25 protein-coding genes and 4 tRNA genes are annotated in these 23,003 nt (G+C 67.0%); 26 read left to right on the top strand and 3 right to left on the bottom strand.

Features of this window, described 5'->3' with window-relative positions; translation table 11 throughout:
- Positions 1–8 precede the first annotated feature (8 nt).
- Positions 9–614, bottom strand: a complete 606-nt coding sequence (locus tag AC6CID_RS01950; protein WP_039585385.1) for a flavin reductase family protein — start codon at positions 612–614, stop codon at positions 9–11.
- Positions 615–666: 52 nt separating this feature from the next.
- Between AC6CID_RS01950 and menD the strand changes: the two genes are divergently transcribed.
- The 4 genes from menD to AC6CID_RS01930 all read left to right on the top strand — a co-directional run bounded on the left by menD (position 667) and on the right by AC6CID_RS01930 (position 4,701).
- Positions 667–2,286 carry a 2-succinyl-5-enolpyruvyl-6-hydroxy-3-cyclohexene-1-carboxylic-acid synthase gene (menD, locus tag AC6CID_RS01945; RefSeq protein WP_064062026.1) on the top strand — a complete coding sequence of 540 codons (1,620 nt, stop codon included), beginning with the start codon at positions 667–669 and terminating at the stop codon, positions 2,284–2,286.
- Positions 2,283–2,735 carry a DUF3592 domain-containing protein gene (locus AC6CID_RS01940; protein WP_006552302.1) on the top strand — a complete coding sequence of 151 codons (453 nt, stop codon included), beginning with the start codon at positions 2,283–2,285 and terminating at the stop codon, positions 2,733–2,735. The genes menD and AC6CID_RS01940 overlap by 4 nt, the downstream gene beginning before the upstream one ends.
- An 82-nt stretch (positions 2,736–2,817) precedes the next feature.
- A complete protein-coding gene (locus AC6CID_RS01935) occupies positions 2,818–3,960 on the top strand; it encodes a glycosyltransferase family 4 protein (protein ID WP_006552301.1) in 1,143 nt (380 codons plus the stop codon).
- 39 nt (positions 3,961–3,999) lie between these two features.
- A complete protein-coding gene (locus AC6CID_RS01930) occupies positions 4,000–4,701 on the top strand; it encodes a demethylmenaquinone methyltransferase (protein ID WP_071935515.1) in 702 nt (233 codons plus the stop codon).
- Positions 4,702–4,791: 90 nt separating this feature from the next.
- Here AC6CID_RS01930 and AC6CID_RS01925 read toward each other — a convergent pair whose 3' ends face one another.
- Positions 4,792–6,063, bottom strand: coding sequence for a geranylgeranyl reductase family protein (locus AC6CID_RS01925; protein ID WP_220666405.1), 1,272 nt, complete (start codon positions 6,061–6,063; stop codon positions 4,792–4,794).
- Positions 6,064–6,175: 112 nt separating this feature from the next.
- On the opposite strand from AC6CID_RS01925, the gene AC6CID_RS01920 reads away from it, so the two are divergent.
- Together AC6CID_RS01920 and htpX are read left to right on the top strand one after the other, a co-directional pair.
- On the top strand, positions 6,176–7,222 hold the full coding sequence (locus AC6CID_RS01920) for a polyprenyl synthetase family protein (protein WP_006552298.1): 1,047 nt from the start codon (positions 6,176–6,178) through the stop codon (positions 7,220–7,222).
- 101 nt (positions 7,223–7,323) lie between these two features.
- A complete protein-coding gene (htpX, locus tag AC6CID_RS01915) occupies positions 7,324–8,184 on the top strand; it encodes a zinc metalloprotease HtpX (RefSeq protein ID WP_024101689.1) in 861 nt (286 codons plus the stop codon).
- A 100-nt stretch (positions 8,185–8,284) separates the two neighbouring features.
- Here htpX and AC6CID_RS01910 read toward each other — a convergent pair whose 3' ends face one another.
- The gene (locus AC6CID_RS01910) at positions 8,285–8,776 is read right to left on the bottom strand and encodes a YajQ family cyclic di-GMP-binding protein (protein WP_006552295.1); all 492 of its coding nucleotides are present in this window, start codon (positions 8,774–8,776) and stop codon (positions 8,285–8,287) included.
- Between the two features lie 150 nt (positions 8,777–8,926).
- Between AC6CID_RS01910 and AC6CID_RS01905 the strand changes: the two genes are divergently transcribed.
- From AC6CID_RS01905 to AC6CID_RS01810, 20 genes are all read left to right on the top strand, one after another.
- Positions 8,927–9,009, top strand: a tRNA-Tyr gene (locus AC6CID_RS01905).
- A 307-nt stretch (positions 9,010–9,316) separates the two neighbouring features.
- Positions 9,317–9,389, top strand: a tRNA-Thr gene (locus AC6CID_RS01900).
- 43 nt (positions 9,390–9,432) lie between these two features.
- Positions 9,433–9,508: transfer RNA gene (locus AC6CID_RS01895), tRNA-Met, on the top strand.
- A 59-nt stretch (positions 9,509–9,567) separates the two neighbouring features.
- Positions 9,568–9,735 carry a 50S ribosomal protein L33 gene (gene rpmG, locus AC6CID_RS01890; RefSeq protein ID WP_003941903.1) on the top strand — a complete coding sequence of 56 codons (168 nt, stop codon included), beginning with the start codon at positions 9,568–9,570 and terminating at the stop codon, positions 9,733–9,735.
- 84 nt (positions 9,736–9,819) lie between these two features.
- Positions 9,820–10,395, top strand: coding sequence for a (3R)-hydroxyacyl-ACP dehydratase subunit HadA (hadA, locus tag AC6CID_RS01885; protein ID WP_006552294.1), 576 nt, complete (start codon positions 9,820–9,822; stop codon positions 10,393–10,395).
- Positions 10,382–10,807, top strand: a complete 426-nt coding sequence (gene hadB / locus AC6CID_RS01880) for a (3R)-hydroxyacyl-ACP dehydratase subunit HadB (RefSeq protein ID WP_019291230.1) — start codon at positions 10,382–10,384, stop codon at positions 10,805–10,807. Before hadA ends, hadB begins: the two co-directional genes overlap by 14 nt.
- Positions 10,808–10,986: 179 nt before the next feature.
- A tRNA-Trp gene (locus AC6CID_RS01875) sits at positions 10,987–11,059 on the top strand.
- Positions 11,060–11,091: 32 nt separating this feature from the next.
- Positions 11,092–11,517, top strand: coding sequence for a preprotein translocase subunit SecE (secE, locus tag AC6CID_RS01870; protein ID WP_024101687.1), 426 nt, complete (start codon positions 11,092–11,094; stop codon positions 11,515–11,517).
- A 50-nt stretch (positions 11,518–11,567) separates the two neighbouring features.
- The gene (gene nusG / locus AC6CID_RS01865; protein ID WP_006552291.1) at positions 11,568–12,404 is read left to right on the top strand and encodes a transcription termination/antitermination protein NusG; all 837 of its coding nucleotides are present in this window, start codon (positions 11,568–11,570) and stop codon (positions 12,402–12,404) included.
- Positions 12,405–12,499: 95 nt separating this feature from the next.
- Entirely contained in the window at positions 12,500–12,934 is a 435-nt protein-coding gene (gene rplK, locus AC6CID_RS01860) for a 50S ribosomal protein L11 (RefSeq protein ID WP_006552290.1), read from the top strand.
- Positions 12,935–13,050: 116 nt separating this feature from the next.
- Positions 13,051–13,764 (top strand): 50S ribosomal protein L1, encoded by a 714-nt coding sequence (gene rplA / locus AC6CID_RS01855; RefSeq protein ID WP_006552289.1) that lies wholly within the window; start codon positions 13,051–13,053, stop codon positions 13,762–13,764.
- Positions 13,765–14,161: 397 nt separating this feature from the next.
- The gene (gene rplJ / locus AC6CID_RS01850) at positions 14,162–14,689 is read left to right on the top strand and encodes a 50S ribosomal protein L10 (RefSeq protein WP_006552288.1); all 528 of its coding nucleotides are present in this window, start codon (positions 14,162–14,164) and stop codon (positions 14,687–14,689) included.
- Between the two features lie 123 nt (positions 14,690–14,812).
- Complete coding sequence (gene rplL / locus AC6CID_RS01845; protein WP_024101686.1) at positions 14,813–15,199, top strand: 50S ribosomal protein L7/L12; 387 nt, start codon at positions 14,813–14,815, stop codon at positions 15,197–15,199.
- A gap of 312 nt (positions 15,200–15,511) precedes the next feature.
- The gene (locus tag AC6CID_RS01840) at positions 15,512–16,588 is read left to right on the top strand and encodes an ABC transporter ATP-binding protein (protein WP_041803793.1); all 1,077 of its coding nucleotides are present in this window, start codon (positions 15,512–15,514) and stop codon (positions 16,586–16,588) included.
- A gap of 67 nt (positions 16,589–16,655) precedes the next feature.
- On the top strand, positions 16,656–17,447 hold the full coding sequence (locus tag AC6CID_RS01835) for an MlaE family ABC transporter permease (protein WP_006552286.1): 792 nt from the start codon (positions 16,656–16,658) through the stop codon (positions 17,445–17,447).
- A 4-nt stretch (positions 17,448–17,451) separates the two neighbouring features.
- Positions 17,452–18,312: an MlaE family ABC transporter permease gene (locus tag AC6CID_RS01830; RefSeq protein ID WP_024101684.1), complete on the top strand. Its 861-nt coding sequence runs from the start codon at positions 17,452–17,454 to the stop codon at positions 18,310–18,312.
- Positions 18,309–19,682 carry an MCE family protein gene (locus tag AC6CID_RS01825; protein WP_006552284.1) on the top strand — a complete coding sequence of 458 codons (1,374 nt, stop codon included), beginning with the start codon at positions 18,309–18,311 and terminating at the stop codon, positions 19,680–19,682. Before AC6CID_RS01830 ends, AC6CID_RS01825 begins: the two co-directional genes overlap by 4 nt.
- On the top strand, positions 19,679–20,758 hold the full coding sequence (locus AC6CID_RS01820) for an MCE family protein (protein WP_498353499.1): 1,080 nt from the start codon (positions 19,679–19,681) through the stop codon (positions 20,756–20,758). Before AC6CID_RS01825 ends, AC6CID_RS01820 begins: the two co-directional genes overlap by 4 nt.
- Positions 20,755–21,753, top strand: a complete 999-nt coding sequence (locus AC6CID_RS01815; protein ID WP_217579568.1) for an MCE family protein — start codon at positions 20,755–20,757, stop codon at positions 21,751–21,753. The genes AC6CID_RS01820 and AC6CID_RS01815 overlap by 4 nt, the downstream gene beginning before the upstream one ends.
- Entirely contained in the window at positions 21,753–23,003 is a 1,251-nt protein-coding gene (locus tag AC6CID_RS01810; RefSeq protein WP_006552281.1) for an MCE family protein, read from the top strand. Before AC6CID_RS01815 ends, AC6CID_RS01810 begins: the two co-directional genes overlap by 1 nt.

Here is a 23,003-nt window from a genome sequence, read left to right as displayed (position 1 = left end):
CTGTGTCGTCACCCGGGAGTGCCGGGCCGCTGCAGTCTCCGCACCGCGGGCGTCAGTCCCCATTCGGTCCGCCCCAACCGGCTCACCGCGCCGAGCGCGGCGAAGTCGGGGGCACCGTCCTCCGCCAGCACCTCCGGATCGACCGTCACGGCGAGGACGTCGCCCATCACGACGAACGAGTCGCCGATCTCGATCACACGGTGCAACCGGCACTCGATCGAGGCGGGTGCCTCCGCGACCCGCGGGGGCCGCACCCGCTCGCTCGGCTCGGCGTGCAACCCCACCTCGGTGAACTCGTCGATGTGGTGCGGGAACGCCGCCGACGAGGCGTTGACCTTCTCCATCAACGGCACGGTCGCGATGTTGATCACGAACTCGCCCGTCTGCTCGATGTTCCGCAGACTGTCCTTCCGGCCCACGGAGGTGAACTGCACGACCGGCGGGGCCGTACTCGCCACCGTGAAGAAGCTGTAGGGAGCGAGATTGAACACACCGTCCTCGGCCTCGGTGGACACCCACGCGATCGGTCTCGGCACGATTGTCGCGGTGAGAAGGCGGTAGAAGCGGCCGGGACTCGACTCGGCGGGATCGAAGACTGTGCGCACGGCCTCCATTCTGACCGCACCTGTACCCGGCCACACTTCCGGCGCAATTACCCTGGACTCCGTGAATCCGTCCACTGCCCAGGCCACTGCTGTCGTCGACGAACTCGCCCGGGGCGGTGTTCGGGACGTCGTGCTGTGCCCGGGCTCGCGCAACGCGCCGCTCGCCTTCGCGCTCCAGGCCGCCGACAGCGCAGGACGTTTGCGCCTGCACATGCGTATCGACGAGCGCACCGCCGGATTCCTCGCGATCGGCCTGGCCCTCGCATCGGGGCGTCCCGTCCCGGTCGTCATGACCTCCGGTACCGCCGTGGCCAACCTCGCGCCCGCTGTGCTCGAGGCGAACTACGCCCGCGTCCCGCTGGTCGTGCTCAGCGCCAATCGCCCCTACGAACTGCTCGGATCCGGTGCGAACCAAACCGTCGAACAGCTCGGGTTGTTCGGCAGCCAGGTGCGCGCCACCATCAGTCTCGGCCTCGCCGAAGGCATCGAGCAGAACAGCCAGTGGCGTTCGGCTGTCTCCCGCGTTCTCGCTGCCGCCCGCGGAACCCGATCGGGCAACGCCGGCCCGGTCCACTTCGACATCCCGCTGCGCGAACCGCTCGTGCCCGAGCTCGACGCGAAGGGCCCGGTGCCCGAGGGCCGCCCCGACGGCAATGCCTGGACCACCACGGTGAACGCCACCCTCGACGTCCCGCTCGAGATCGACCTGACCCCCGACACGATCGTCGTCTCCGGTCACGGTTCCGCCCACCGCCCCGAATTGTCCGGGCTGCCGACCGTCGCCGAACCCACCGCACCGTTGCACGGCATCCCGGTGCATCCGATGGCGCTGCCGCACCTGAAGCCGCGCCAGGCGATCATCACCGGACGGCCCACGCTGCACCGGCCGGTGTCGAACCTGCTCGCCGACCCCGCCGTCACCGTGTACGCGCTGACCACCGGCCCGCGCTGGCCCGACGTGTCGGGCAACGTCATCGCGACAGGCACCCGCGCCGTGGTGTCGGGAACACCCGACGAGGCGTGGCTCGAACGATGCCGCCAGCTGTCGGCACACACCGACAAGGCCGTGCGCGCCCAGCTCGACGGGCATCCGAAGGCCACCGGACTGCACGTCGCGGCGGTCGTGACGGACTCGCTGAAGCCCTGCGACCAGCTGCTGCTCGGGGCGTCGAACCCGGTGCGCGACGCGGCGCTCGTGAGCTACCCGAAACCCGACGTGAAGGTGCTGTCCAACCGGGGTGTCGCCGGGATCGACGGTACGGTCTCCACCGCCGTCGGTGCCGCACTCGCCTACGAGCAGGGACGGACCGTCGCGCTGCTCGGCGACCTGACCTTCCTGCACGACGCGTCGGGCCTGCTCATCGGGCCGTCGGAGCCGCGGCCGCAGAACCTCACCATCGTCGTCGCGAACGACGACGGCGGCGGAATCTTCGAATTGCTCGAACAGGGCGACCCGCAGTACGCGGGTGTTTTCGAGCGTGTCTTCGGCACCCCGCACGGTATGGACCTCGCGGCACTGTGTGCGGCCTACCGCGTCCCGCACGAGCTGGTGGATCTGCAGGGACTCGCGCTCGCCCTCTCGAACGACACGGCGCCGCCCGCGGGCATCCGTGTGGTCGAGGTCACCACCGATCGGGCCGGGCTGCGCGAATTGCACGCGGCGGTGCGGGCGCAGCTGTGAGCGGACCCGAGCGCGCGCGACGCGCGGTTCTGATGGTCGCGGCGGCGATTTCCGCCCTCGCGGTGATCCTGTTGCTCGGCGCCCTCCGCAACGACCTCACCATCCGCTCCGACACGGGCACGGCCGTCGCGGAGGTGCTCTCGGCCGGCTCCGTGCGGTCCGCCGTGAGTTTCGTCACTCCTGACGGTGTGACGCACAATCCGGAGCTCGGCGTTCTGTACCCGACGGGGCTGACCACCGGGCAGCGGATCGCCGTCGAGTACGCCCGGAGTGATCCCGATCTCGTTCGTGTGACCGGTCGCGACGCCCGCGTCGCCCTGATCCCGACCGGATCGGTGATCGTCGTCACATGGTTGATCGCCACGCCGGTGCTGATCTGGCTGCGGCGGAGGGCGACCGCCGCACCCGCTGTCGCTCCCGACGTGAAGGATCGACAGCTGCAGGTGTGACGAACGAAACGTTCGTCGCGACTTCGTCCATCGGTCACCGAGCTCGCACCTGCTCGACTCGCAGGCTCGCCACGCTGTCGGCGTGCGAGTAGCCATCGTCGCGGAATCCTTCCTCCCGAACGTCAACGGCGTCACCAACTCGGTGCTCCGCGTCCTCGAGCACCTCGACCGCACCGGACACGACGCGTTGGTCGTCGCGCCCGACACGGTCGCAGGCAGGCCACCCGCTCCGTCCGACCATCACGGGACACCCGTCCACCGCGTACCGGCGGTGCGCGTACCGAGGATCAGCTCTCTCCCGGTGGGCGTGCCCGGCCCGGAACTCCTTCCGGTGCTGCGCACTTTCGCGCCGGACGTGGTGCACCTCGCGTCCCCGTTCGTGCTCGGTGCCGGCGGTCTCGCCGCCGCGGGACGCCTCGACATTCCGACGGTCGCGATCTATCAGACGGACGTGGCCGGATTCGCCTCCAGCTACGGGCTCGGCCTCGCCGCGCGTGCGTCCTGGCGGTGGACTCGGCGCCTGCACCGCGGCTGCGATCTCACCCTCGCTCCCTCGACCTCCGCCGTGGACGACCTCGTGGCCCACGGCATCCCGCGCGTGCGGCGCTGGTCGCGGGGCGTCGACACCGACCGCTTCGCGCCGTCCCGGCGGGACGAGGACCTGCGCTCCTGCTGGTCGCCGGACGGCCGTCCGATCGTCGGTTTCGTGGGACGCCTCGCGCCCGAGAAGCACGTCGAGCGGCTCGCGATCCTCGCCCACGACCCGCGGCTGCAGCTCGTCGTCGTCGGCGACGGTCCCGAACGGTCGCGGCTCGAACGTCAGCTGCCGTCGGCCGTGTTCACCGGGCAGCTGGGGGGCGAGGAACTGGCCCGCGCCCACGCGAGCCTCGACGTCTTCGTCCATCCCGGCGAACACGAGACCTTCTGCCAGGCCGTGCAGGAAGCCCTGGCGAGCGGGGTCCCGGCGATCGTGCCGGACGCGGGCGGACCACGCGACCTCGTCGCCCACTGCCGCAACGGTTACCGCTTGCCGGTGGACCGCTTCGTCGAATTGCTGCCCCGAGCCGTCGATGCGCTGCTCGCTCCTGGGGTCCGGGACGAGTTCGGTGGTGCGGCACGCAGTGGAGTGCTCGGCCGCACCTGGCCCGTGCTGTGCGACGAGTTGTTCGCCCATTACCGGCGGGTGCAGGGCCTTCCCGCGCACGCGCTCCGCCGCGCCGCATGAGCGCCGGCGTCCACTAGGGGAGCGGGTAACGTTTCGGCCGTGGCAACAACTCACGGATCACGCGCGTCGCTCGACAAGGACCCGCGTGAGGTCGCGTCCATGTTCGACGGGGTCGCTGCACGCTACGACCTGACCAACACCGTCCTGTCGTTCGGGCAGGACCGCGGGTGGCGTCGCGCGACCCGTGCGGCTCTCGACCTGAAGCCCGGCGAGCGGGTGCTCGACCTGGCCGCCGGCACCGGGGTCTCCACCGTCGAACTCGGACGGTCCGGCGCGTGGGTCGTCGCCACCGACTTCTCCAAGGGCATGCTGCACGCCGGTGAGTTCCGCAACGTCCCGATGGTCGCAGGCGACGCGATGAAACTGCCGTTCGCCGACGCGGTCTTCGACGCCGCGACCATCTCCTTCGGCCTGCGCAACGTCGCCGACCCGGACGAGGGACTGCGCGAGATCGCCCGGGTGGTCAAGCCGGGTGGACGCCTCGTGGTGTGCGAGTTCTCCACACCCGTGCGGGAACCGCTACGCACCGTCTACATGGAGTACCTGATGCGGACGCTGCCGCGGGTCGCGCGGGCGGTCAGCAGCAATCCCGACGCCTACGTCTACCTCGCCGAATCGATCCGGGCCTGGCCCGATCAAGAGCAGCTCGCCCGGCGCATCGAGGCCGCGGGCTGGAGCGACGTGAAGTGGCGCAATCTCACGGGGGGCATCACCGCCCTGCACCGCGCGGTACGCAAGTAGCCGGGCGCATCGGCACCGTGCGGTACGCAAGTAGCCGGGCGCATCGGCACCGCGCGGTACGCAAATTGCCGCGCGGCGCTGTATCGGCGCTCAGGAGAAGAGCGGCTGCCGATCCCAGCGCATCGAGAGATGACCGCTCGTCCGCCACACCCGGGCCACGAAGTCGGCGTCCTCGTCGGTGACGAGATTGCCCATCACCCGCACCGCGACCGACATCATCGTCCGCGACCGCATCGCGATCGGGCCGGTCGCCGGCAGGAACTTCGGGATCGTGAGCAGGCTCGCGAGGCGACGCGCGGTGGAGAACGCCCGGCCGTAGTGGGAGCGCAGCGTCGCCGGCCACAGGTCGGTGAGGTCGTCGGAGTCGAGCAGCCCGGCGAGCAACCGACCGCCTTCGAGTCCGTAGTCGATGCCCTCGCCGTTGAGCGGATTGACGCACGCCGCGGCGTCGCCGATCAGCGCCCAGTTCCTGCCCGCGACCCCCGACACGGCTCCGCCCATGGGCAGCAGCGCCGACGCCACACGCGTCACCTCGCCGAGTTCCCATTCCGTGCGGCGCTGCCGCGCGTAGAGGTCGATGAGATGCCGCAGCGATCCGCTCGCCGGTCGCGAGGCGGTCGCGAGGGTCCCCACTCCCAGGTTCACCTCGCCGGTGCCGAGCGGGAACACCCAGCCGTAGCCCGGCTGGACGGCCCCCGCGTCGTCGCGCAGTTCGAGGTGCGAGGTGATCCACGGATCGTCGCTGCGCGGGGAGGTGGCGTAGGCCCGCGCGGCCACGCCGTAGGTGGTGTCGCGGTGCCAGCGACGACCGAGCACCTTGCCGAGGGGAGAACGCACCCCGTCGGCGACGATCACCGTGCGGCAGCGGACGGTCCGCGGTCCGTCGGCGGTGCGGAAGATCACGGCCGAGACCCGGTCGCCGTCGCGTTCGACGTCGACGGCCTTCGTTCCGTCCACGGCGCGGGCACCCGAGTCGAGCGCGGCCTGCCGGATCCGGGCGTCGAGTTCGGTGCGCGGCACGGCGCTGCCCACGACCGGGAACGACGAGTCGGGCCAGGGGAGTTCGAAGCGGCCACCGAAGCCCTCGAGACGCAGACCGCGGTTGACGGTGCGGGTGCGCAGCCAGTCGCCGAGGCCGAGTTCGTCGAGTTCGGCGACGGCACGCGGGGTCAGTCCGTCACCGCAGGTCTTGTCGCGAGGGAAGGTCGCGGCATCGACGAGCAACACCTCGCGACCGGCGCGGGCAGCCCACGCGGCGGCGGCGGAACCGGCTGGACCGGCACCGACGACGAGAACATCGGTACTGTCGGGAACGCAGGACTGGGATTGCCGCGGATCTCGCGCGGAGTGTTCGGCCACCACCGCTCCATCTTCTCAGGCCGCGATCGGCCGCCTCGACGAGGTGGATCGGGGAACGAACGGCTAGGTTCACTACGGTGAAGTCGAGGCGACAGAACAGGATGGGTACGTCATCGTGAGCACTGAGGGGGCGGCTCGGACCGCTGGTTCGGCCGATGCGGCGCCGAGCACCGTCGTGGCCGGTGTGGAACTCGGCGATCCGGTCCTCGCCGCGACAGTCGGGGACGGCCTCGCGAGCGTCGAGAAACTCCTGGTCGAGGAACTGTCCGACGGTGAGGACTTCCTGACGGAGGCCGCACTGCACCTTGCTAAGGCGGGTGGCAAGCGGTTCCGGCCGCTGTTCACTATCCTCACCGCGCAGCTCGGGCCGAAGCCCACCGATCCCGCCGTGGTGACGGCGGCGACCGTCGTCGAGCTCGTGCACCTCGCGACGCTCTATCACGACGACGTGATGGACGAGGCGACGATGCGTCGCGGCGCCCCGAGCGCCAACGTGCGCTGGGGCAACAGCGTCGCGATCCTCGCCGGCGACTATCTGTTCGCGCACGCCTCGCGGTTGGTGTCGACGCTGGGTCCGTCGGCCGTGCAGATCATCGCGGAGACGTTCGCCGAGCTGGTCACCGGTCAGATGCGCGAAACCATCGGTGTGCGTACCAACGACGACCCGGTCGAGCACTACCTGCGGGTGATCTGGGAGAAGACCGGTTCGCTGATCGCCGCCAGCGGTCGCTTCGGCGGTACGTTCTCGGGCGCTGATCCGGAACATGTAGAGCGTCTCGAACGGCTCGGCGACGCCGTCGGCACCGCTTTCCAGATCGTCGACGACATCATCGACATCGCGTCCGACACCACGGAGTCGGGCAAGACCCCCGGAACCGATCTCCGCGAGGGTGTGTACACCCTGCCGGTGCTCTACGCGCTGCGGGAGACCGGACCGGAGGCGGATCGTCTGCGTGAACTGCTCGTCGGTCCCATCGAGGACGAAGCACACGTCGCGGAGGCGCTCGAACTGCTCGTCCGCTCGCCGGGGATGGATGCGGCGAAGGCGACTCTCGCGACCTACGCCGCCCGCGCTCACGCCGAACTCGATGCCCTGCCGCAGGGGTCGGCGAACGAGGCGCTGCGTCGCCTCGTGGACTTCACCGTCGCCCGCGTCGGCTGACGGACCGTCGTGTCGTCCCGCCCCGGTCGGGGCGGGAACCGCGCCGTTCGCTCGTTCGTTGGACGAATGAGTGGGAAATCGTGGTGCGGAAGGGGTGCGACGTGCACGGATACTCGAACCGTCTCAAGACGGCCGGTCTGTTGATCGGAATGTCCGCGCTGATCGTGTTCGTCGGAGCGTTGTTCGGCAATTCGACGATCCTGCTGATATCGATCGTGCTCGCCGTCGGCATGAACGGCTACGCGTACTTCAACAGCGACAAGCTCGCCCTGCGGGCGATGCACGCCCAGCCGGTCACCGAGGTGCAGGCACCGGCGATGTACCGGATCGTGCGTGAACTCGCGACCGCGGCGCACCAGCCCATGCCGCGGCTCTACATCAGCCCCACCAACGCCCCCAACGCGTTCGCCACGGGTCGTAACCCGCGAAACGCCGCCGTGTGCTGCACGACGGGCATCCTGGAGATCCTGAACGAACGGGAACTGCGCGCGGTGCTCGGCCACGAACTCGCCCACGTCTACAACCGCGACATCCTCATCTCGTCGGTCGCCGGCGCGATGGCTGCCGTCATCTCGGGCCTGGCGAACTTCGCGTTCTTCGCCTCGGCCTTCGGCAACCGGGAGGGTGGCGCGAACCCACTGGCGCTGCTGCTGGTTTCCCTGCTCGGCCCCATCGCGGCGTCGGTCGTCAAACTCGCTGTGTCGAGGTCGCGCGAGTACCAGGCCGACCAGTCCGGTGCCGAGCTCACCGGCGACCCGCTGGCCCTCGCGTCGGCGCTGCGCAAGCTCGCTCTCGGCACGCAGGCCGCGCCGCTGCCACCCGAACCGAAACTCGCGGCCCAGTCGCACCTGATGATCGCCAACCCGTTCCGGGCGGGCGACAAGATGAGCCGGCTGTTCTCGACGCACCCGCCGATGGCCGACCGCATCGAACGGCTCGAGCGCATGGCCGGGATCCGCTGACCGGACGGCACCCCACAGACGACATCCCAGACGACTCCGCCCGCGACGACGGTCGCGGGCGGAGTCGTAGGAGAGGGCGTCGTCGGCAGTGGTCGACGTACTAGCGGTAGTTGACGAACTGCAGGGCGATGTCGAGGTCGGCGTTCTTGAGCAGCGAGATGACGGCCTGCAGGTCGTCGCGCTTCTTGCTGCTCACGCGCAGCTCCTCGCCCTGGATCTGCGCCTTGACGCCCTTCGGGCCCTCGTCACGGATGAGCTTGGAGATCTTCTTGGCATTCTCCTGGCTGATGCCCTGCACCAGCGTGCCGGTGATCTTGTAGACCTTGCCGGACTGCGTCGGCTCGCCGGCGTCGAAGGACTTGAGGGACAGGTCGCGGCGGATCAGCTTCTCCTTGAAGACCTCGAGCGCGGCGAGCGCGCGGTCCTCGGTCTCGGCCGAGATCGTGATGGCCTCGTCGCCCGACCACTCGATGTGCGCCCCGGTGTTCCGGAAATCGAAGCGGTTGGCGATCTCCTTCGCCGCCTGGTTCAGCGCGTTGTCCACTTCCTGGCGGTCGACCTTGCTCACCACATCGAACGACGAATCAGCCACGTCTCACTCCACTTCGGGGTCGGTCTGTAAGGGTTCTGTCCACCCGACGCTATCGGGTCGCGCGGAGCTGTGACCACTCGGTTTGCGTTTCGGGGGGGTATGCGTTGTATTCTTCCAAACGCATCGAGGACGCGGTCCCGATCGCACCCCGGCAGGTTGCCCGAGCGGCCAATGGGAGCGGACTGTAAATCCGTCGGCTTACGCCTACGTAGGTTCGAATCCTACACCTGCCACCGGAACGGCCCCGGTTCTTCGGAACCGGGGCTGTTCTGCATTCCGGGGCCCTTCGGTGCGGGCTCCGGAGTGTGGGTCCTGCTCTCCCCGAGGTTCCGGGCGGCTCGGCACGCGGTGCCGTTCCGCCTCGCGCCCGATGCCTCCCGCCGGCCCGCCGCGCGCGTATGTGTGGGCACGGGTGGGTGCGGGTGGGCAGAGCTCGGAGAGGAGCGGCGTTTATGCGCCTCTACCAGCGGATTTTGCACCAGGACCGAGTGTGTGTAATCTTTTGGAGGCCGCAGCGAGCAGAGATGCTCCGGAGGCCACGCCCCCTTAGCTCAGTCGGCAGAGCGTTTCCATGGTAAGGAAAAGGTCGACGGTTCGATTCCGTCAGGGGGCTCGCTGGATTGAGGTGCCGCCTTCGTAGCGACACTCGGCACCGAGGCGGTGTAGCTCAGTTGGTAGAGCAAACGACTCATAATCGTTGCGTCGCCGGTTCAAGTCCGGTCACCGCTACCAAAAGTTCATTGATCCACCCTGATCGATACTGATCGGATTGACGCGAAAGAAGGCATCCCGTGGCCTCCTCTACTGACGTTCGGCCGAAGATCACCTTGGCCTGCGAGGTGTGCAAGCACCGCAACTACATCACGAAGAAGAACCGTCGCAACGACCCCGACCGGCTCGAGCTGAAGAAGTTCTGCCCGAACTGCGGTACGCACCAGTCGCACCGCGAGTCCAAGTAGCCGGTCGCAACGACGTCGACGCATAAGGTCTCCGCAATACCGACCGTGCCAGTTGGCGTCGTCGGAATTGCGGAGGTTTTGCGTATGACGAACATACTCGAGAACCAGGAATCGGTGGACGCGACCGAACAGGCCGGGATCCCGTTCGATGCCGCCGCGCACGCCAAGTCCATGGTCGGTCACCACTACCGGGTGGGCGACTACTACGAGGTCGGTCGCGAGAAGATCCGCGAGTACGCCCGTGCCGTGCGCGATTCGCATCCGGCCCATCACGACGACGACGCAGCCCGGGGGCTGGGATATGACGGAGTGATCGCGCCGCTGACCTTCGTCTCGATCGTCGGCATGATCGCGCAGCGCAAGCTGTTCGAAGAGGTCGTCACCGGCTACGACCTGAGCCAGATCATGCAGACCGACCAGCGGATGGTCTACCACCGCCCGATCCAGGCCGGCGACAGGCTGTTCTGCGACGTCTACCTCGACGATTTCCGGCAAGCTGCCGGCAGCGACATCATCACCACCAAGAACGTGATCACGGATCAGTACGACAATCTCGTGCTCACCTCCTGGACGACGCTCGTCGCCCGTTCCGGTGGCGAGGTCGACGACAACATCGCGCACGCGGTCAAGGATGTGGTGATGCACAGTGACACTCCGTAGCTTCGCGGATGTCGCGGTAGGGGACGAGCTTCCGTCGAAGGTCGTCACGCTCACGCGCGGAAATCTGGTCAACTATGCAGGTGTGTCGGGTGATCCCAACCCGATCCACTGGAGCGACAAGGTGGCCGAACTGGCCGGCTTGCGCGACGTCGTCGGGCACGGCATGCTCTCGATGGGCATCGCGGCCGGCTTCGTCACGGAGTGGCTGGGAGACCCCGGCGCGGTGACCGAATACAATGTTCGGTTCACCAGTCCGGTATATGTGGAGGCCGACAAGGCCGCCGAGATCGAGTTCACCGGCAAGATCAAGTCGGTGGACGCGGAGAGCAAGACAGCAGTGGTCGCTATCGTGGCGAAGTCCGACGGTCGTAAGATCTTCGGTCGCGCCACGGCAACGGTCCGTTTGGCCTGACGGCCGAGCGGATTGGGTTTGTCCCGGGGCAATGCAGTACACTTAGGCTTCTGGGATCGCATAGCAGCGCGCTGCTCTACGAAGGCCGTAACGGCCCGACGGGGTAGCGCGCGTGTCATGTGGTCGCGGATGGGTCGGTTCCGGACACTCGCTTCGTACGAGTGTGGATGTCCGACCAGAGGGGCGTAGCTCAATTGGCAGAGCAGCGGTCTCCAAAACCGCAGGTTGCAGGTTCAAGTCCTGTCGCCCCTGCCCCCGGACTGCCAGCGACCGAGAGGAACGATGTGAGCGAGGAGCGCGGTCAGCGCCACAGCGGCACCGCAGGGAACATTCCCGGCGACGCTGGAACGGCTACCGGCGCGACCCCCGACGGTTCTTCCGCGGCTGCTCGGCCGACCGGCAAGCGGGCCACCCGTCGTGGTGCAGCCGATCCCTCGGCATCCACGACGAGTGCGGTGTCCATGAAGAAGACGTCGCGTTCGGCCACGGCCGTGAGCGATCGTCCCGCCGCGAAGTCCGAGAACATCTTCAAGCGACTCGTGCGCTTCTTCCGTGAGGTCATCGCCGAGCTCCGCAAGGTGATCTGGCCCAACCGCAAGCAGTTGACCACCTACACGCTCGTGGTCCTTGCGTTCGTGACCGTCATGACGGCGTTCATCTTCGGATTGGATCTGGCGTTCGTACAGGGCGTCAGCTGGTTGTTCGGTTAGCGCCTGTCCGCGCGAGACGAAAAATGTGATCGACGAGAGGAAAGTGCCCGGTGAGCACCCCCGAGAACGACTCGTACGAGGCTTCGGCCGAGGAGCACGTTTCGGACGAGGCCTTGGTTGACGACGTGACGGCCGAGTCGGCGGATGCGGACACCGAGGTCTCCGAGTCCGACGCTGCTGTCGAGTCCGGCACCGATGCCGAGACCGATGTCGAGGTCTCCGACGCAGCGGAGGGCACCGACGACGCCGCCGCCGAAGAGGACGAGGTCGACCCGGCCGAGGCCCTCGAGAAGCAACTGCGGCGCGAGCCCGGCGACTGGTACGTCGTGCACTCCTACGCCGGCTACGAGAACAAGGTCAAGACCAACCTCGAAACCCGCGTCCAGAACCTCGACCTCACCGAGTACATCTTCCAGGTCGAGGTGCCGACCGAAGAGGTCACCGAGATCAAGAACGGTCAGCGCAAGCAGGTCAACCGCAAGGTCCTGCCCGGCTACATCCTCGTCCGGATGGAACTCAACGACGAGTCGTGGGGCGCCGTCCGGAACACCCCCGGCGTGACCGGCTTCGTCGGAGCCACGTCGCGTCCGTCGCCGCTGACGATCAAGGAGGTCGTGAAGTTCCTCCTCCCGCAGCAGGCGAAGAAGAAGCCGGCGGCCGGTGCTTCGACCGCAGGCGAGCAGGCTCCCGCCGCCGCTGCGAAGCCCGCCATCGAGGTGGACTTCGAGGTCGGCGAGTCGGTCACCGTGATGGACGGCCCGTTCGCGACGCTGCCCGCCTCCATCAGTGAGGTCAACGCCGAGCAGCAGAAGCTCAAGGTCCTGGTGTCGATCTTCGGCCGTGAGACTCCCGTGGAGTTGTCGTTCAACCAGGTGTCGAAGATCTGACGATCCCCAGGATCCGACGGCGCCGGCATCCGGCGCGCACAAGCTTGCAGTAGCAGTACGCAAGAACCACACCGAGCACGAAACTAGGAATAGAGATGCCCCCCAAGAAGAAGAAGATCGCCGGGCTCATCAAGCTCCAGATCCAGGCCGGCCAGGCCAACCCGGCTCCGCCGGTCGGCCCCGCGCTGGGTCAGCACGGCGTCAACATCATGGAGTTCTGCAAGGCGTACAACGCGGCGACCGAGTCGCAGCGTGGCAACGTCGTGCCGGTCGAGATCACGGTCTACGAGGACCGTTCGTTCGACTTCAAGCTGAAGACTCCGCCGGCCGCGAAGCTCCTGCTCAAGGCCGCAGGCGTGCAGAAGGGCTCCGGCGAGCCGCACAAGACCAAGGTCGCCAAGGTGACCATGGATCAGGTGCGCGAGATCGCCAAGACCAAGCAGGAAGACCTGAACGCCAACGACATCGAGGCTGCCGCGAAGATCATCGCCGGCACCGCTCGGTCGATGGGCATCACGGTCGAGGGCTGAGCCCCTCGCTGTTCCGGGGCTCCGTCCCCGGGCTTGCATAGCACTCGTGGGAGGGCCGGCCAGGCCCGCTACCACGCCCGAACCATTCACCTGCCGGTGAGAAGTTAGGAAAGAACATGGCAAAGCGCAGCAAGGCATACCTCGCCGCGGCCGAGAAGATCGACTCGGACAACCTGTACAGCCCCCTCGCAGCTGCGAAGCTCGCGAAGGAGACCAGCTCGAAGAACTACGACGCCACCGTCGAGGTCGCCATGCGACTCGGTGTGGATCCCCGCAAGGCGGACCAGATGGTGCGCGGCACGGTCAACCTGCCGCACGGCACGGGTAAGACCGCTCGCGTCATCGTCTTCGCGGTGGGCGAGAAGGCTGCCGAGGCCGAGGCCGCAGGTGCCGACGTCGTGGGCGCCGAGGATCTGATCGAGCGCATCCAGGGCGGCTGGCTGGACTTCGACGCCGCGATCGCGACCCCCGACCAGATGGCGAAGGTCGGTCGTATCGCCCGCGTCCTCGGTCCCCGTGGTCTGATGCCGAACCCGAAGACGGGCACGGTCACCCCGGACGTCGCGAAGGCCGTCACCGACATCAAGGGTGGCAAGATCAGCTTCCGCGTCGACAAGAACGCCAACCTGCACTTCGTGATCGGCAAGGCCTCGTTCGACGAGACCAAGCTGGTCGAGAACTACGCTGCTGCTCTGGACGAGGTGCTCCGCGCCAAGCCGTCCAGCGCGAAGGGCCGCTACATCAAGAAGGTCACGATCGCTACGACCACCGGCCCGGGCATCCCGGTGGATCCGCAGCGCACCCGCAACCTCCTCGAGACCGCGGAGTAATTCGCACTGCACGCAGTGGATGTGCGTCCTGAAGCGGCCGGTACAGCATCGCTGTGCCGGCCGTTTTGCATCTCGTGCACATCGTCCGCTACAGTGGTGGGGTAGTTCGGCGTGCGCCGATCTTCACCCCGATCATGTTCTACCCAAGACCGTTGGTCACCGAATCCGCGTGCGGATCGGTTGAAGGTCCGGAGTTGTCCGGCGGCCCACGCAGGAGGACGAGGTTAGGGGAGATACGAACCGCGATGTGTCTTCCGGGTGCATTCGAGTTCCTCCTCCTGTATGCCCCGTGTGCCCTGCGCCGGGGCGTTCGTCGTTTTCCGGTCCCGGCGGTCGTCCGGTGGGGCGTCCCACTCGGGACACCGGGAAAACGACTGTTACTGAGAGGAGGCGAAGTATGGCAAAGCCCGAGAAGGTTTCCGCAGTTGCGGAGATCACCGAGCAGTTCAAGACCTCCACCGCTGCCGTGATCACGGAATATCGTGGTCTGTCGGTGGGAAGTCTGACCGAGCTGCGTCGCGCTCTCGGAGAGGGTGCCACCTACTCCGTCGCCAAGAACACCCTGGTCAAGCGTGCCGCCGCTGAGGCGGGCGTCGAGGGTCTCGACGATCTGTTCGTCGGTCCGACCGCCATCGCGTTCGTCAAGGGCGAAGCGGTGGATGCTGCGAAGGCTCTGAAGAACTTCGCGAAGGACAACAAGGCTCTCGTCATCAAGGGCGGTTACATGGACGGCGCTGCGCTGTCCGTGGAGCAGGTCAACCAGATCGCGGACCTCGAGTCCCGCGAGGTGCTGTTGGCCAAGCTCGCCGGCGCGATGAAGGGCAACTTGGCAAAGGCCGCAGGCCTGTTCAACGCCCCCGCTTCGCAGGTGGCCCGCCTCGCGGCCGCTCTGCAGGAGAAGAAGGCGGGCGAAGAAGCCGCCTGACGCTGATCCGCATCACTGCGAATCTGCATCACCGCGAAAGATACATCCACGCGTGCTCCGGCACGCACCATCCCATCCGGTCGCGGATCAGCGACATGGGACTTATCAGGAAGGACCGCCATCATGGCGAAGCTCACCACCGAAGAGCTGCTCGACGCGTTCAAGGAACTGACCCTGCTCGAGCTCTCGGAGTTCGTCAAGGCATTCGAGGAGACCTTCGAGGTCACCGCTGCTGCTCCGGTTGCCGTCGCTGCCGCCGGTGCTCCGGCCGCTGCTGCCGAGGCCGAGTCCGAGCAGGACGAGTTCGACGTCATCCTCGAGGGTGCCGGCGAGAAGAAGATCCAGGTCATCAAGGTCGTTCGCGAGATCGTCTCCGGCCTGGGCCTGAAGGAAGCCAAGGACCTCGTCGAGGGTGCTCCGAAGCCGATCCTCGAGAAGGTCGCCAAGGATGCTGCCGACGCTGCCAAGGCCAAGCTCGAAGAGGCCGGCGCCAAGGTCACCGTCAAGTAAGACGGTTTCCGAACTTTCCGTCGAGCGTTCCGACGCTCTCCGGAACGGTTCCGCACAGGGCCGTTTCCGCGAATTCATTTCGCGGAAGCGGCCCTTCTGAATTTCGGGCATGAATGCCGAGTGATATGTCCGTTATCGGCAGAAATCGACATCTACACCGTGTTCATGCAGGTCACGGCGTAAGTCGAGATACGCGTACCCCCTTGTACAACGTCCTTACTCATGAGTAGGATCGCGTGTCACAGGTACCACTATCCATGCGATAGAGTGGCCCAACCCACACGGGGGCGACGGTATCGGACAGCGGAGGTGATCGTGGGAGTCGAGGTTTCCGTCGAGGGACTGACCAAGTCCTTCGGCTCGCAACGTATCTGGCAGGACGTGACGTTGACGTTGCCGGCCGGTGAGGTGTCCGCGTTGCTCGGGCCGTCGGGTACCGGTAAGTCGGTGTTCCTCAAGTCGTTGATCGGTCTGCTGCGCCCGGAGGAGGGCTCGATCGTCATCGACGGCACCGACATCCTGCAGTGCTCCTCGAAGGAGCTCTACGAGATCCGCAAGTTGTTCGGGGTGCTGTTCCAGGACGGTGCGTTGTTCGGGTCGATGAACCTCTACGACAATGTCGCCTTCCCGTTGCGTGAGCACACCCGCAAGTCCGAGTCGGAGATCCGGCAGATCGTGATGAGCAAGCTCGAGCTCGTCGGTCTGCTCGGCGCCGAGGACAAGTTGCCCGGGGAGATCTCCGGGGGGATGCGGAAGCGCGCCGGTCTGGCGCGGGCGTTGGTGTTGGATCCGGAGATCATTCTGGTGGACGAGCCGGATTCGGGTCTCGATCCGGTGCGCACGACCTATATTTCGCAGACGTTGATCGATATCAATGCGGAGATCGATGCGACGATCCTGATCGTGTCGCACAACATCAATCTGGCGCGCACGGTGCCGGACAACATCGGGATGTTGTTCCGCCGGCAGTTGGTGATGTTCGGTCCGCGTGAGGTGTTGCTGACTTCGGATGAGCCGGTGGTCAAGCAGTTCCTCAACGGCACGATGATCGGTCCGATCGGGATGTCGGAGGAGAAGGACGAGGCGACGATGGCGCACGAGCAGGCGCTCGTCGAGGCGGGTCATCATGCCGGTGGTGTGGACGACGTCGAGGGGATCGTGCCGCAGATGCAGGCGACTCCGGGGATGCCGGAGCGGCAGGCGGTGGCGCGTCGGCAGGAGCGGGTGCGGTCGATCCTGCACAACCTGCCCCCGGCCGCCCAGAGCGCCATCCTCGAGTCGCTCGATCACAACGGCGCGCCCCACACAGCCCGGGGCTATGCCGACGATGACACCCAGATCATTCCCGCCTATACCGGAGAGAGATACGAGCAGCAGGCCCAGCAGTAGCACCAGCCGCAGCAGTGGTACAGCGTCAGCAGTGGTACAGCCGCAGGCTGGAGAAGTAGGAGAGTAGATGGGGGCGGGCAGCTCGCTCGTGCGGCCGGTTCACGGCGCACTCACCCAGGCCGGCAACATCGTCGAACTGTTCGTCGACGTCGTGCGGAACACCTTCCGCCGACCGTTCCAGTTCCGGGAATTCATCGAACAGGCGTGGTTCATCGCCAGTGTCACGATTCTTCCGACGGCGCTCGTCGCGATCCCGTTCGGCGCCGTCGTGTCGCTGCAGACCGGCTCGCTGATCAAGCAGCTCGGCGCCGAATCGTTCACCGGTGCCGCGAGCGTCCTGGCGGTCATCCAGCAGGGCAGTCCGATCGTGACGGCTCTGCTGATCGCCGGTGCCGCCGGCTCCGCGGTCACCGCCGACCTCGGATCGCGGACGATCCGCGAGGAGATCGACGCGATGGAGGTGCTGGGCATCAATCCCATCCAGCGCCTCGTCGTCCCGCGAGTACTGGCGATGGTGCTCGTCGCGCTCCTGCTCAACGGTCTCGTCTCCGTGATCGGCATCGCCGGCGGCTACTTCTTCAACGTGGTGCTGCAGGGCGGTACCCCCGGCGCCTACCTCGCCTCCTTCTCCGCCCTGGCGCAGCTACCCGACCTCTACGTCGCCGAACTCAAGGCTGCGATCTTCGGGTTGATCGCCGGCGTCGTCGCGTCCTACAAGGGGCTGCACCCCGGTGCAGGCCCGAAGGGCGTGGGGGAGGCCGTGAACCAGACTGTCGTCATCACGTTCCTGCTGCTCTTCTTCGCGAACTTGATCCTGACGATGGTGTACCTGCAGATCGTTCCTGCGAAGGGATCCTGACCAGATGACAGTCTCCAGAGGCCGCGGAGATCTCGTTCTTCTCCGGGGTCGCCGAGCGGTGCGCGCACCGCTGAACGTGCTCGACCGCGCGGGGGACCAGATGTCCTTCTACGCGCGCGCCGTCGCGTGGACCCCGCGAACCCTCACCCACTACCGCAAGGAAGTCCTGCGGTTGCTCGCCGAGGTCACCTTCGGCAGCGGTGCACTCGCCGTGATCGGTGGCACCATCGGCGTCATCGCGATGATGTCCGGCTTCACCGGCGTCGTCGTGGGTCTGCAGGGTTACGCCGCGCTCGAGCAGCTCGGCTCGTCGGTGCTCACCGGCTTCCTCTCGGCCTACGTCAACACCCGTGAACTGGCCCCGATCGTCGCGGCGCTCGCGTTGTCGGCGACCGTGGGCTGCGGCTTCACGGCACAGCTCGGTGCCATGAGGATCAGCGAGGAGATCGACGCCCTCGAGGTGATGGCCGTGCCGTCGCTGCCGTTCCTGGTGACCTCCCGGATGATCGCCGGCTTCGTCGCCGTGATCCCGCTGTACATCATCGGTCTCCTCGCGGCCTATCTCGCGACCCGCACGATCAGCACGCTGTTCAACGGCCAGTCGAGCGGATCGTACGACCACTACTTCTATCTGTTCCTCCCACCGGAGGATGTGTTGTATTCGTTCGCGAAAGTGCTGGTCTTCGCGTTCGTGGTCATCCTCATCCACTGCTACTACGGTTTCCACGCCAGCGGCGGTCCCGCCGGCGTCGGGGTGGCCGTGGGCCGCGCGGTACGTACCGCGATCGTGACGATCGCGATCCTCGACTTCTTCCTCAGCCTCGCGATCTGGGGCACGACGACCACGGTGAGGGTGGCCGGATGAGCGACACGACCACTTCGCCCTTGCGTCGCCGCACCCTGGGATTGATCTTCTTCGTGGTGCTGGCGCTGTTCCTGTACGTCACGATCGCGATGTACAACAAGACGTTCACGAAGGTCGTGAAGGTCGACCTCCGCACCGACAGCATCGGCAACGCCCTGCCGCTCAACGCCGACGTCAAGGCACGCGGTGTGCTCGTCGGCGAGGTCCGCGGAACGAGCGCGGAAGGCGGCGACGTCACCGCGCATCTTGCGCTCGACCCCGACAAGGCCGAACTGATCCCGGTCAACGCCACCGCACAGCTGCTGCCGAAGACCCTCTTCGGTGAGCGCTACGTCTCGCTGATCATCCCCGACGATCCGGGGCGTCCCGTCACGAACGGCGATGTGCTGGTGCAGGACACGAGCGAGCGCACCGTCGAACTCGGCGACGTGCTCGACGGGCTGCTCCCGCTCCTCGAGGCCGTCCCGCCGCAGGACCTCGCCAACACGCTCGGCGCCCTGGCCCAGGGACTGAGCGGACGCGGCGAGAAGCTGGGACAGACGGTCGACGACCTCGAACAGATCTTCCGCGAGGTGAACGGCGAACTGCCCACACTGCAGGAGGATCTGCGCGGACTCGCCGATTTCTCGCAGACCTACTCCGAGGCCGCACCGGATCTCGTCGAGGCGCTGAACAACCTGCGCACGACGGGTGGCACGGTCGTCGAACAGCAGAACCAGATCCGCACGCTGCTTGCGAGCGCGACGGGAGCGTCGTCGCAGACGGCCGATTTCATCGAGCAGAACTCGAACTCGATCATCACGCTGTCCGCCGATTCGAAGGAGGCGCTGCAGCTGCTCGCCCGTTACTCGCCGTCCTTCCCGTGCACCTTCGAGGGATTCGCCGACGCGAAGCCGGCCGCCGTCGATCTGCTCGCGGCCGACGATCCGTTCCCGGGTGTGCGCGCGAACATCCAGTTCACGAACCCGAAGGGCCGCTACCTGCCGAACCAGGACGAACCGCGTCTGCTCGACGATCGCGGACCGGCCTGCTACGACGACGTGACCGCGCCCGGCCGCAACTTCCCGCAGTATCCGGGCGGTTCGATCAACGACGGTTCGTACCAGGTGCCGTCGCGTAATCCCGGCCCCGAGACCATCGATTTCTTCCCTGCCCCGGCAGGATCCGGCGTCCCCGACGACGTCGGTGAGATCATCGGCACCTCGGACGGCGGCGCGACTCCCGTCTCGTACGCCGGCTCGCGTCTGGAACAGGACACGCTCGACGTCATCTACGGACAGGCCACCGGTGTCGACCCCGAGGAGGTCCCGTCCTGGACCACCCGGCTCGGCGCTCCGGCGATCCGCGGTACGGAGGTGAGCTTCCAGTGAGAGGTCTCGCAGCACCCCTGATCAAACTCATCGTGTTCGCCGTGGTCACCGTCCTCGCGACCGGTGTCCTCGCCGCGACCATCGCCAATGTCGGCGGTGGGGGAGGAACGAAGTTCCACGCGGTCTTTTCCGACGTCACCTCACTCAACAAGGGCGACGACATCCGCATCGCGGGTGTCCGCGTGGGGCAGGTCGAGGAGATCTCGGTCTTCGACGAACGGCAGGCGCGGGTCACCTTCTCGCTCGAGGAGCGCGACTGGCTCCCGGCCGGTGCCACCGCGACCATCCGGTTCCGCAATCTCGTCGGCCAGCGTTACATCGCGCTCGGTCAGGGTGAGGGCGCGCAGGGTGAGAAGATCACGGGCGGCGATACGATCCCGATCGAGCGTACGAAGCCGGCGGTGAACCTCACGACGCTCTTCGACGGCTTCCGACCGTTGTTCCAGACGCTGAGCGCCGACGACGTCAACAAGCTCTCGTTCCAGATCATCCAGGTCTTCCAGGGTGAGGCCGGAACGATCGACGATCTGGTGCGCAGCACCGCGTCGCTGACCAACACCATCGCCGACAAGGACCGCGTGATCGGTGCGGTGATCGACAACCTCAACACCGTCCTGGCCACGATCGACCAGCGCGACGAGCAGCTCGATTCGCTGCTGGTCAACACGCAGGCACTCGTCAGCGGGTTGTCGGCCGACCGGGCGACCGTCGGTTCGGCCGTGGCGTCGATGGCGGGGCTGACCGACGCGGTCTCCGACGTCCTCGAGCCCACCCGCCCGTCGATCGCACAGTCGATCACGGCGCTCGAACAGGTCACTTCGAATCTCAACGCGAACCGCGACGAGGTCGACCGCGTCCTCGAGACGTTGCCGGTCAAGCTCGACAAGCTCGGGCGCGTGGCCAGCTCCGGTTCGTGGTTCCAGTTCTACCTGTGCGGAATCGACATCATCGCAGGTCCCGGTTCGGTCCCGTATCTGAATCTGCCGACGGGGCTGCCCACCGTGAACCAACCCATCTACACGAATGCGGCGAAGCGTTGCTCGCAAGAGGGGATGCAGGAGTTGCAGGGACGATGAGCAAACGTCGCAGTCCGGCCGCCGCCGGTGCCCTGGGCATCGTCGTGGTGCTGCTGGGGACACTGTCCGCCTTTTTCCTCGACGAACTGCCCATTATCGGGGCGGGCGCGACCTACGAGGCCGAGTTCAGCGAGGCCGCGGGTCTCAAACCCACCAACGAGGTGCGTATCGCCGGCGTGAAGGTCGGCAAGGTCACCGGAGTCGACCTCGAGGGCGACCGCGTGATCGTCTCGTTCAAGGTCCAGGACGCATGGGTCGGGAACGACACGGCGGCCTCCATCCAGATCAAGACGATCCTCGGACAGAAGTATCTGGCACTCGAGCCGCGGGGTACGGAGGTGCTCGACCCGGACGACCGGATCCCGCTCGACCGGACGGTCGCGCCGTACGACGTGATCGAAGCGTTCTCGTCGGCGGCCACGACCCTCGGCGAGATCGATTCCGAGCAGCTCGCGACCGGCTTCCAGACCCTGTCGGAGGCGTTCTCGGAGACACCCGACGACATCCGGGCCTCGCTCGACGGCATCAGCCGCCTGTCCGAGACCGTCGCGAGTCGTGACCAGGAGCTGGAGAAGCTCCTCGACGCGACCGGCAATGTCTCGAAGGTGCTCGCCGACCGCAACGCCGAGTTCAACCGGTTGCTCTCCGACGGTGCGCTGCTCGTCGCGGAACTGAACAATCGGCAGGAGGCGATCTCCCAGTTGCTCGATGGCACCAAGCGGTTGTCGGCCGAGCTCTCCGGGCTCGTCGAGGAGAACCGCGAGACCATCGGTCCCGCCCTGCAGCAGTTGCGCGGCGTCGTCGACGTCCTCCAGGAAAACAACGACAACCTCGATCGGGCCATGGAGCTGTACGAGCCGTTCGTGCGTGTCTACACCAACGTCGTCGGCAACGGCCGGTGGTTCGACCAGGTCGTCGTGAACCTGACCCCGCCGGGCCTGCCGGAGATCCCCGGTTACCGCGAGCCCGGTCGCCGCCTGGAAGGGGGCAACTGATGGCACACGCCGAGAACGGCGAGTCCCGCAGCAATCGCGGGCGCATCGCGCTGATCGCGGCCGTCGTGGCGGTCGCAGTGGCCCTGGCCGGAGCGGGCTGGTGGCTGTTCGCCCGACTGGGCACCACCGAGATCACCGCTTACTTCGACAATGCCGTCGGCATCTACGAGGGCTCCGACGTGCGGGTGCTCGGCGTCGAGGTGGGGAAGGTGACCTCCGTCGAACCGCAGGGCGACCTCGTGAAGGTCGGTCTGCGGGTGAACCGCGGCGTCGACATCCCGGCCGACGCCCGCGCCGTGCAGATCACCCCGTCGGTCGTCGCCGACCGTTACGTACAGCTCACCCCTGCCTACACCGGTGGCGACACGATGAGCAGCGGTGCGGTGATCGACCGCGAGCGCACCGCCACCCCTGTGGAGGTCGACGAGCTCTACGCGAGCATCGACGAGCTCTCCCGCGCGCTCGGTCCCGACGGCGCGAACCGCGAGGGCGCGCTGACCGACTTCGTCGAAGTCGGTGCGGAGAACCTCGCCGGCAACGGTGAGGCCCTCGGGCAGAGCATCGAGAACCTGTCGGCCGCCGCGCGCACGCTCGACCAGTCGCGCGACGACCTCTACGGCACGATCGAGAACCTGCAGGTGTTCGTCAGTGCTCTCGCGGCCAACGACGAGCAGGTGCGCCAGTTCAATGCGCAGCTCTCGGACCTGTCGGGATTCCTGGCGGGGGAGCGGCAGAACCTCGGTGAGGCGCTGAACACGCTGTCGGTCACGCTCGGCGACGTCGCGACGTTCGTGCGCGACAACCAGGCGGCCGTGAAGGACAACGTCGACGCACTCGTGCCGATCACGGAGACCCTGGCTAACCGCCGGCAGGAACTCGTGAATTCGCTGACGCTGCTCCCGCTCGCGGTGAGCAACCTCGTCAACTCGTACGACGCCGAAGCAGGTGTGCTCGCATCGCGGCTCGTGCTGCCCGACCTGCAGGACCCTGCGGGAGCGGTGTGCAAGCTCATCGATCTCGGCAATCTCGTGCCCGGCGACGAGCGTTTCGAGCAGCTCGGCCGGCAGATGCAGCCGCTGATCGACCGGTGCCGCGACGTCGCCACGCAGATCACCGAGGACCAGCGGTCCCCGGATCTGATCCTGCCGTTCGGTGTCCTGAGCGGTGAGAACATCCAGCGGCAGGTCACCCCGGGCACGGTGCCCGGCGTGGTCTCGCCTCGGCTCGACCTCCGGGGAGGAGATCGGTGA

The sequence above is a fragment of the Rhodococcus sp. GQ147 genome, from assembly GCF_059759155.1.
The sequence above is the reverse complement of the archived record's forward strand: the minus strand, read 5'-3'. Positions and strand labels throughout refer to the sequence as shown.

Excerpts from the sequence above, each read along its gene's own strand:
- AC6CID_RS01950 (WP_039585385.1), bottom strand. The coding sequence starts at position 614 with ATGGAGGCCGTGCGCACAGTCTTCGATCCCGCCGAGTCGAGTCCCGGC.
- hadA (WP_006552294.1), top strand. The coding sequence starts at position 9,820 with ATGACGAACATACTCGAGAACCAGGAATCGGTGGACGCGACCGAACAG.
- rplK (WP_006552290.1), top strand. The coding sequence starts at position 12,500 with ATGCCCCCCAAGAAGAAGAAGATCGCCGGGCTCATCAAGCTCCAGATC.
- rplA (WP_006552289.1), top strand. The coding sequence starts at position 13,051 with ATGGCAAAGCGCAGCAAGGCATACCTCGCCGCGGCCGAGAAGATCGAC.
- rplJ (WP_006552288.1), top strand. The coding sequence starts at position 14,162 with ATGGCAAAGCCCGAGAAGGTTTCCGCAGTTGCGGAGATCACCGAGCAG.
- rplL (WP_024101686.1), top strand. The coding sequence starts at position 14,813 with ATGGCGAAGCTCACCACCGAAGAGCTGCTCGACGCGTTCAAGGAACTG.
- AC6CID_RS01835 (WP_006552286.1), top strand. The coding sequence starts at position 16,656 with ATGGGGGCGGGCAGCTCGCTCGTGCGGCCGGTTCACGGCGCACTCACC.
- AC6CID_RS01830 (WP_024101684.1), top strand. The coding sequence starts at position 17,452 with ATGACAGTCTCCAGAGGCCGCGGAGATCTCGTTCTTCTCCGGGGTCGC.
- AC6CID_RS01825 (WP_006552284.1), top strand. The coding sequence starts at position 18,309 with ATGAGCGACACGACCACTTCGCCCTTGCGTCGCCGCACCCTGGGATTG.
- AC6CID_RS01815 (WP_217579568.1), top strand. The coding sequence starts at position 20,755 with ATGAGCAAACGTCGCAGTCCGGCCGCCGCCGGTGCCCTGGGCATCGTC.
- AC6CID_RS01810 (WP_006552281.1), top strand. The coding sequence starts at position 21,753 with ATGGCACACGCCGAGAACGGCGAGTCCCGCAGCAATCGCGGGCGCATC.